7 protein-coding genes and 1 pseudogene are annotated in these 9249 nt (G+C 66.0%); 4 read left to right on the forward strand and 4 right to left on the reverse strand.

Translation table 11 applies throughout. The features are described from left to right. Positions 1 to 329: pseudogene (locus tag RMO40_RS19870) on the reverse strand (PAS domain-containing sensor histidine kinase); the annotation flags it as partial. Positions 330 to 486: 157 nt separating this feature from the next. Between RMO40_RS19870 and RMO40_RS19875 the strand changes: the two are divergent. The 3 genes from RMO40_RS19875 (at position 487) to RMO40_RS19885 (ending at position 3865) form a co-directional block, all read left to right on the forward strand. Continuing rightward, on the forward strand, positions 487 to 2781 hold the full coding sequence (locus RMO40_RS19875; RefSeq protein ID WP_309725064.1) for an NADP-dependent malic enzyme: 2295 nt from the start codon (positions 487 to 489) through the stop codon (positions 2779 to 2781). A 233-nt stretch (positions 2782 to 3014) separates the two neighbouring features. Next, entirely contained in the window at positions 3015 to 3425 is a 411-nt protein-coding gene (locus tag RMO40_RS19880; protein ID WP_489660203.1) for a guanyl-specific ribonuclease, read from the forward strand. A gap of 44 nt (positions 3426 to 3469) precedes the next feature. Then, positions 3470 to 3865: a barstar family protein gene (locus tag RMO40_RS19885; RefSeq protein ID WP_309725066.1), complete on the forward strand. Its 396-nt coding sequence runs from the start codon at positions 3470 to 3472 to the stop codon at positions 3863 to 3865. 226 nt (positions 3866 to 4091) lie between these two features. Here RMO40_RS19885 and rsmA read toward each other — a convergent pair whose 3' ends face one another. Genes rsmA through RMO40_RS19900 form a run of 3 tightly spaced genes read right to left on the reverse strand, consistent with a single transcriptional unit; the run spans position 4092 to position 8391 of the window. Continuing rightward, on the reverse strand, positions 4092 to 4853 hold the full coding sequence (rsmA, locus tag RMO40_RS19890; protein WP_309725073.1) for a 16S rRNA (adenine(1518)-N(6)/adenine(1519)-N(6))-dimethyltransferase RsmA: 762 nt from the start codon (positions 4851 to 4853) through the stop codon (positions 4092 to 4094). Positions 4854 to 4859: 6 nt separating this feature from the next. Continuing rightward, positions 4860 to 6182 (reverse strand): peptidylprolyl isomerase, encoded by a 1323-nt coding sequence (locus RMO40_RS19895; protein ID WP_309725076.1) that lies wholly within the window; start codon positions 6180 to 6182, stop codon positions 4860 to 4862. Positions 6183 to 6189: 7 nt separating this feature from the next. Beyond that, positions 6190 to 8391, reverse strand: a complete 2202-nt coding sequence (locus RMO40_RS19900; RefSeq protein ID WP_309725078.1) for an LPS assembly protein LptD — start codon at positions 8389 to 8391, stop codon at positions 6190 to 6192. 157 nt (positions 8392 to 8548) lie between these two features. Between RMO40_RS19900 and RMO40_RS19905 the strand changes: the two genes are divergently transcribed. Continuing rightward, positions 8549 to 9249 (forward strand): phosphotransferase (locus RMO40_RS19905; RefSeq protein WP_309725080.1); only part of this gene is annotated, 701 nt, incomplete at its 3' end.

Genomic DNA, 9249 nt, shown 5'->3' on the forward strand with positions numbered 1-9249 from the left:
TCGCGCCGCTCGATGCGCAGCAGCTCGCGGCGCGAGCGCAAGAGGTCGGCCGCATCCGCGCGCCACTGCAGGATGGGGGGCGCGTTCCAGGTCAGCGCCTGCAGGCTTTGCAAGTCGCGGCCGAGCGCTCGTCGAAGGTCGCCGATGGACACGGCCGCCGCCCCATCGACCTGCTCTTGCGAGCGGTTGCTTTCGTAGTCGAGCGTCAACCACACCAGCAGCGACTGCGCCACCAGCAGCAGGCCCACCAGCGCACCCCACAGCAGAGCGCGCCGCCAGCGGCTGGGCCGTGGGGTGCTCGCAAGGGAGAGGGTGGCGGAGGAGGGCATCGGCGAGGGAGTCAGCGGCGAGGGGAAACGCCTGCCAGTATTGCGGAGGCCGCCCGTGGCGCGATACGCAATTACGCGCATCCCGCCGCGGTGTGCACTCCTACAATGCGGGCCCACCGACACGCAGATTGTGCGGGTCACACAACGAGACAACGCCATGAGCTCCTCAGAAGAAAAGCGCGCCGAGTTGCGCCGCGCCGCACTTGAGTACCACGAGTTCCCGACGCCCGGCAAAGTGGCCATCGCGGCGACCAAGCAGCTGGTCAACCAGCGCGATCTGGCGCTGGCGTATTCACCCGGCGTGGCAGCGGCGTGTGAAGAGATCGTGGCCGACCCGGCCAACGCGTTTCGCTACACCTCGCGCGGCAACCTGGTGGCCGTCATCACCAACGGCACGGCGGTGCTGGGGCTCGGCGACATCGGCCCGCTGGCGGCCAAGCCGGTGATGGAAGGCAAGGCCGTTCTGTTCAAGAAGTTCGCCGGTATCGACGTGTTCGACATCGAGGTCAACGAGAAGAACCTCGACAAGCTGATCGACATGATCGCGGCACTCGAGCCCACTTTCGGCGGCATCAACCTCGAAGACATCAAGGCACCCGACTGCTTCTATGTGGAGCGCGCGCTGCGCAGCCGCATGAACATCCCGGTGTTCCACGACGACCAGCACGGCACGGCCATCGTGGTCGGTGCGGCGGTGCTCAATGCGCTCAAGGTCACGGGCAAGAAGATCACCGAGGTGAAGCTGGTGTCGTCGGGCGCGGGCGCTGCGGCGCTGGCCTGCCTTAGCCTGCTGGTCAAGCTCGGGGTGCCGCGCGAAAACATCTGGGTCACCGACCTCGCCGGCGTGGTCTACGAAGGCCGCACCGAGCTGATGGACGCAGACAAGATCGAATTTGCGCAGAAGACGACGCTGCGCACGCTGAGCGAGGTGGTTGCCGGCGCCGACATCTTCCTCGGTCTGTCGGCGGGCGGGGTGCTGAAGAAGGAGATGGTCATCAAGATGGCGGCGCAGCCGGTGATCCTGGCGCTGGCCAACCCGACGCCCGAGATCCTGCCGGAAGAAGTCAAAGAAGTGCGCAGCGACGCCATCATCGCCACCGGCCGCACCGACTATCCGAACCAGGTCAACAACGTCCTGTGTTTCCCGTACATCTTCCGGGGCGCGCTCGACAGCGGCGCCACCACGATCACGTCCGAGATGGAGATCGCGGCGGTGCACGCCATCGCCGAGCTGGCGCAGGTCGAGCAAAACGACGTGGTGGCAGCGGCGTACGCCGGTGTGACGCTGAGCTTCGGGCCCGAGTACCTGATCCCCAAACCGTTCGATCCGCGCCTGATGATGAAGATCGCCCCTGCGGTTGCCAAGGCTGCGGCCGAGTCGGGCGTGGCCACCCGGCCGGTGAAAGACCTCGACGCCTACCGCGAGAAGCTGCAGAGCTTCGTCTATGCCTCGGGCACCACGATGAAGCCGATCTTCAACCTGGCCAAGGGCGCCAAGCACAAGCGCGTGGCCTATGCCGAAGGTGAAGAAGAGCGCATCTTGCGTGCGGTGCAGGTGGTGGTTGACGAAGGCTTGGCGCGGCCCACGCTGATCGGCCGCCCGGTGGTGATCGCCCAGCGCTGCGAGAAGTTCGGCCTGCGCCTGCAGCCCGGGCGCGACTACGACGTGGTCAACGTCGAACAAGACGACCGCTACCGCGACTACTGGCAAACCTACCACCGCATGAACGCGCGCAAGGGTGTCACCGCTCAGCACGCCAAGATCGAGATGCGGCGACGGCTCACGCTGATCGGCGCGATGCTGCTGCACAAGGGTGAGGTCGACGGCATGCTTTGCGGCACCTGGGGCACCACGGCGATGCACCTGCATTACATCGACCAGGTGATCGGCCTGCGCAAGGGTGCCAAGACCTATGCCTGCATGAACGGGCTGATCCTGCCCGGCCGCCAGGTGATGCTGGTCGACACCCACGTCAACTACGACCCGACGGCGCAGCAGCTGGCCGAGATCACCGTGATGGCGGCCGAAGAGATGAAACGCTTCGGCCTGCTGCCGAAGGCCGCGCTGCTTTCGCACAGCAGCTTCGGCTCGAGCAACCAGCCTTCGGCGCTCAAGATGCGCGAAACGCTGGCCCTGCTGCAAGAGCAGGCGCCCTGGCTCGAAGTCGACGGCGAGATGCACGGCGACGCCGCGCTCGACGCCGCCTACCGCACCCAGCTGATGCCCAGCTCGACCCTGAGCGGTGAAGCCAACCTGCTGGTCATGCCCAACATCGACGCCGCCAACATCAGCTACAACCTGCTGAAGACAGCGGCCGGCGGCGGCATCGCCATCGGCCCGGTTTTGTTGGGCGCGGCCAAACCGGTGCACATCCTGACGCCCTCCACCACGGTGCGCCGTATCGTCAACATGACGGCCCTGACGGTGGCCGACGCCAACGCCGTGCGTTGAAAGCCCTGGGCCGGATGGCCCAGGTTGGCGCACGGGCTTGTGACAACGCCGTCACAACTCTTTTACACCCCAAAAAAGCGCCGTCGTGATGTGAAAAAGCCGTTCACTAAAAGGCTTTAGCCGTTCGTTAGCGCACACTATTGTGCTGACGTGACTGCCCCAAATTGAGGCAGCGGCTTGAGCTTTCCCGCCTGATTCGATACCATCGCGGCTTCGTATTTCAGGGATATCCCGTGTTTCTCCTCGGTTGGCAGCCTGCGTGGCAACCCCTGTGCAAGTTGGGGCTCGCTATCGTTCTGGCAGTGGCCGCTGTTTTTGGCAATGGCGCCGTCGCGAAGGCGCCACAGGCGCAACTGGAAACGATTGCGCTGGCCAGCCTGCCGAGCGAAGCCCAAATCACCGAGCGCCTGATCCGTGCCGGTGGGCCATTCCCTTACACCAAAGACGGCAGTCGCTTCGGTAACCGCGAGCGGCTGCTCCCGGCGAAAGCTCGTGGCTACTACCGCGAGTACACCGTGAAGACACCAGGATCGCGTGACCGGGGGGCGCGCCGAATCGTGTGTGGGGGCCAGCAGCCCACCGCGCCCGAGGCCTGTTTTTATACGAGTGACCATTACGCAAGCTTTCGCCGCATCGTGCAGTGATCGCCCAAGGATTTTGTTTTTGATACCTAAGGAGGAACGCGACCATGCTTTTGCAGACAGTCCGTCCAAACATTGTCCAGTCGATACGCGCCTACCGCGTCGATGAACTGCATGAGGCCGCGCAGGGCGCGGGTCAGCATTTCCTCTACGCCAACCTGACCAACGCCCAGACCAAACAGGACGTGATGGAGGCGATTGCCGAATCCTTCTTGTTCCCGTCTCACTTTGGCAAGAACCTCGACGCCCTCTACGACTGCATGACCGACCTGGTGCACAAGTCGGGCGCGCAACCGGGCTTTGTGGTGGTGCTGGAGCAGTTGCCCGACAACCCGCGATTCGACCGCGAGGCACGCGAGCAGTTGCTGGATGTTTTCCGAGACGCGGCCGATTTCTGGGCCGAACGGAAAATCCAATTCAGGTGCTTCTATTCTTTTCAGTAGCCCGCTCCCAAGAACTAGGGTCATGGGAGCGGGCTACGGAAACGGCCCCCAGTGTTGCAACCGACAAACCCGCCAAGGTGGCGGCCAAGAGTGCAGCGAACGCGAGTTTCGGCATGAACATGCCGATGATGAGCAGCGCGTTTGACACCTCGATGTGGCTCACCGCCGCTTGAGGTGATCGGATGCATTGAAACAAGGGCAGCTTCGGCTGCCCTTTTTCATGCCTTCACGCAGCCAACGATCGCACCAGGGCCAGGTAGTCGGTGACGGGCACTTCTTCGGCCCGGCGTTGGGTGTCGAACTCACCTGCGAAACCGCGCTCGTCCAGCCAGCGGCCGAGCGTGTTGCGCAAGATCTTGCGGCGCTGTGAGAAGGCCACCGTGACGAGCTCGCCCAGCAGCGCCGCGTTGATGCCGGCGGGCAAGGGCAGGGGCCGCATGCGCACCACGGCGGAGTCGACTCGCGGTGGCGGGTCGAAGGACTCGGGCGGCACGTCGAGCACCGACTCGATGGCGTAGCGCCACTGCAGCATCACCGTCAGGCGGCCGTAGTCCTTGTTGCCGGGCGCGGCGGCCATGCGGTCGACCACTTCCTTTTGCAGCATGAAGTGCTGGTCGGCCACGTGGTTCACCGCTTCGAGCAGGTGGAAAAGAATCGGCGTGGAAATGTTGTAAGGCAGGTTGCCCACCACCCGCAGCTTCTGGCCGGCTTGCACCGCGAGTGCGGTGAAGTCGACCCGCAACACATCGGACTCGACCACGTTCAGCTCGGGCCGCTTGCGCAGCCGGGCAGCCAGGTCGCGGTCGAGTTCGATGACGGTGAGCCGTTCGCAGCGCGCCACCAGCGGGGTGGTCATCGCCCCCAGGCCGGGGCCGATCTCCACCAGCGCCTGACCCGGCTGCGGGTCGATCACATCGATGATGGCGCCGAGGATGCCTTCGTCAGCGAGAAAGTGCTGCCCAAAACGCTTGCGCGCAATGTGTTTCACAGGCGCCTACTGCGGCGGCTCGCGCATCTCGACGTAAGCACGGGCCCGCAGCTCGCGCACCCACTCGGCGTAGGCCTCTTCGAACTTCTGCTCGCGCAGGGCGCTGCGGGCTTGGTCACGCTGCTGTTTGGCATCAAGCGTGGTCTTGCGGCGCTCGACCACCTGGATCAGGTGCACGCCGAAGCGCGACACCACCGGGTCGGACAAGCCGTTGATCGCCAGCGCGTTCATCGCCTCTTCGAACTCGGGCACGAAGCTGCCGGGCGACACCCAGCCCAGGTCGCCACCTTGTGAGGCGCTGCCGTCTTCGGAGTTGTCGCGCGCGAGCTGCTCGAAGTTGCGCGCGCCGCTGGCAATCTGGCGCTTGAACTCGACCAAGCGCGCGGCCGCGGCCTCCTGGCTCAGCTGGGCCGACGGCCGCAGCAGGATGTGGCGGGCGCGGGTCTGGTTGATGGTGAAGGGGCCGGCGTCGCTGCGCTCGATCAGCTTCAGGATGTGGAAGCCGGCACCGCTGCGCAGCAGGCTGGGCGACACCTCACCGGCCTTGAGCGGGCGCACCGCGTTGACAAAGATGTCAGGCAGGCGGTTCGCCGCGCGGGCGCCGATTTCGCCGCCCTTGGCGCGGTTGGTGTCTTCCGACACCTCGCGTGCCACCACGTCAAACGCGTCACCACGGCGGATGCGTGCCAGCGCCGCCTCGGCGCGGGCACGCCGCTCGGCCACCACGCTGTCGCTGGCCGCTTCGGGCACCGTCACCAGCACCTGGGCGATGTTGTATTCGGTCGCGGCACCGGCTTCGGCGCGCTGTTTGTCGAGCCAGTTTTCGATCTCGGTGTCGGTGACGCGGATGCGCGCCTGCACTTCACGTTCACGCGTGCGCTCCAGCAGCAACTGGTCGCGCACGTTGTTGCGAAAGCGCACGTAGTCGACCCCTTCGCGCTTGAGCCGCTCGCGCAGCTGGGCCGGCGTGAGCTGGTTTTGCGCCGCCACATTGGCCACGGCGCGCTCGATCTCGGCCTCGTCGAGGCGCTGGCCGCTGTCGCGCGCGTAGGTGATCTGCACCCTTTCGTCGATCAGCGTCTCGAGCACCTGCTGGCGCAGCTCTTCGGCGGGGGGCACTGCGGTGTTGGCACGGCGCGCGTTGTCGCGCACCTGGTTGAGCCGCAGCTGCAGCTCGCCGTTGGTGACGAGCTCCTGGTTGACGATGGCCACGATGTAGTCGGCGGTGCGGGGGGCGCTGGCGCGTGTCTGTGCGGTGGCGGCCGGGCCGGCGCTCGCGAGCACGAGCGACAACAAGGCGATGCGGGGCCAGGAGCGGATCAATGTCATGGGGTGTTCAGGGGGCGGTCGGCTGGTTGCCGTCAGGGGAGTTGTTGTCACGCAGCATGCGGTAGCCGGGCACATTGTCCTTCAAGACCCTCAGCGGGTTGGTGCCCAGGCGCGACAGGCCCACAAACTCGATTTCGAAGCCCAATTGGGTGGTGGCTTCGACCTGGCTGGTGGAAAGCCGTTTGGCCACCAGGCGGCCGATCCAGCAACCGCCGTCGTATTCGAGACCCAGCACCGAATCGGTGACGCGGCTGTCGCGCAGGCTGTAGCTGACCCGGCCGACGGTGTACCAGGCGCTGGAGCAGGTGTTGCCGTTGCCGCGGTTCATGTTCTCGCGCGGGCGGCCGTAGATCGGCCATTGCCAGCCGAGCTCGACCTGCTCGCTCTCTTCACGCTTGAAACGGTAGGCAACGTTGAGCGTGCGGTAAGGCCCGGGCGAGTAGCGCGCCCCGAGGATGGAGCGCACGGTGCGCTGGATCTCGGGGCTGTACTGCAGGCCGGCGTCGAGCTTCCATTTCGACGACAAGGTGCTGGAGCCCAGCAGCAGCAGGTCGGACACCCGCTGGGTGAAGGGCACGCCATCGGGCGTGATGCGCTGGTCGGCAAACAGAAAGCGCTGCGCGATGCCCAGGCGCAGCGATTCGGCACCGGTGTTGCTGTCGAGCACGCGGGTGGTCACGCCGGCCGTCACCTGGTGGGCGTCTGACACCTGGTCGATGCCGGAGAAGGCGTTGTCGGTGTAGATCGAGTCGAAGTTGAAGTCTTTGCCTGCCGAGTCGAAGTTGGGCAGGCCGCCCTGGTCGCTGTAGGGGGTTTTGACATAGAGCAGGCGCGGCTCCAGCGTCTGCCGCAGCGCCCGGCCCGACCACTGGGTGTCGCGCTCCAGCACCCAGGCGCTGTCGAGGCTGAAGCTCGGGATCGCGCGGCCAAACTGGCTGCGCCCGGCGCGTTCGCCGCTGGTGAGCGGCTGGTCGATCGAGTACGAGGCCGCGTTGACCGACAGCTTCGGGGTCAGCGACCAGCCCGGCGTCACATAGGGCCAGCTCAGCGAGCCCAGCGCGTGCACCCGGGAGCCGGTCATGCGCGAGGGTTGCAGGTTGCCGTCGGGGTTGGTGAAGCGGTTGAGCTCGGTTTCCAGCGCGAACTCCAGCCCACCGAACAGACGCTGCGAACCACGCACACCGATCTGCGGCAGGCGGTCGTAAGGCGCCTGGTCGATCGGGTTGTTGGCGTCTTGCAGCAGCTGCCAGCGCAGCACGCGGGCGTAAGTGCGCCAATCACCGAACACGGGTTTGTTGGCTCGCAGATCGGCGGCGAGCAGGCGGGGCGTGAGGCTGGGGGTTTCGCTGGGGAAGTCTTTCCAGTAATCGTCGTCGGAAACACGCGCCACATGGGCGCGGTAGAAGCCGTCGCCGAACAGTGAGCCTTCATGCAGCAGGCCGAGCGAGCCGCGCGAACGCCCGGTCAGCCGGTCGTTGGCGAGGGTGTTGAGGTTGAGCGTGCCTTCATAGCTCGGCTCCAGGTAGCGGAACTCGGCACCCAGGCCGACACCGCGCTTGGCCATGACGGTGGGTGTGAGCGTGGCATCGCGGTTGGGCGCGATGTTCCAGTAGTAGGGCACCGACAGCAGCAGGCCGCTCTTGTTGTCGAGCCCGAGGGTCGGCGGCAGCCAGCCCGATTTGCGTGCGTCGGTGAGCGGGAAGCTCAGCACCGGCGCGGCCAGAACGGGAACGCCATAAAAACGCAGCACTGCGCCTTCGGCGATGCCTTCGTTGTTGGCGAAGTCCATCTTCACGCGGCGGGTCGACAACACCCAGGCCGGGTCGTCCGGGCCGTCGCGCGGGCAGCTGGTGTAGGTGGCTCCGCTTGCGATCGCCACATCTTCACCAAGGAAGTCGATGCGTTGGGCGTCTCCGCCGGCCTGGGTGCGCGAGAAAAAGTAGGTCGGGTGGCTGAAGAAGCCCTCGAAGCGCTGCAGCTGGAGCTGCAACTCGGGGCCGCTGTACTGGTTGCCGTCGCGGGTGATGCTGACCTGGCCCTGCGCGCGCGCCAGGTCGCCAGGCTGGTCGTAGCTCAGGCGCTGGGCGCGGATCTCGATCTTGCCTTGGCGAAACACCGCATCACCTTCGGCCACCATGTCGAGGTCGGGCCGCGCGCGGATCTCGGCGGCCTCGACGATCACCGGCGGGCGGGTCTGGGCTGAAGCCACCAGCCAGCCGGCGGCGAGGCAGCCTGCAAGAGCGCGGCGGTGTGATGAAACGAAGTGCAATGGAGGCGGGGGCGATTTGTAGAATCGATTATCAGCGAGGGATTTTCTTCTCCCGCTTTGCCCTTGCCCCACGCTCCCCCACCTGCCGCGCCGATTCATGCCCACACCGACTGCCTCTTCCTCTTCCATTGTGTGGCCCGACGAGGCACGCCGCGCGCTGTTCGTGCAGTGGTTGGTGACCGTGGCCGCGCGCCATGGCTTGCAGCCTGACAGCCTGCGCCCGGCCAGTGCGGACGCGAGCTTTCGCCGCTACCTGCGCATCGACGGCGCCAGCGGGCAGACCTTCATCGTGATGGACGCCCCGCCGCCCGAAGAAGACGTGCGCCCCTTCGTGGCGGTGGCCGCCATGCTGCAAACGGCCGACCTCAACGCGCCACGTGTGCTGGAGAAAGACGAGGAGCACGGCTTCTTGTTGCTCAGCGACCTCGGCTCCGAGCTGTACCTGCAAGCCCTGCAAGACGCCAAGGCCCAGGGCGACGAGCGAAGCATCACCACGCTGATGCGCGATGCCACCAGCGCCCTCGTGCAATGGCAAACCCGCGCCGATGCGAGCCAGCTGCCGGCTTATGACGATGCGCTGCTGCGCCGCGAGTTGGCGCTGTTTCCCGACTGGTGTGTGGCGATCGAAAAAGGTGTCACCTGGACCGCCGACCAACAAGCCAAGTGGCAAAAGGTCTGCGACCTGCTGGTGGCCAGCGCGCTGGCGCAACCCACCGTCGCGGGGCACCCCGACGACATGCCGCGCAACCAGATGGTCCGCCCGGCGGACGAGGGCAACCCCCGCAGCCACGACTATCA

Source organism: Rhizobacter sp. (assembly GCF_031412075.1).
GTDB lineage: Bacteria > Pseudomonadota > Gammaproteobacteria > Burkholderiales > Burkholderiaceae_C > Rhizobacter.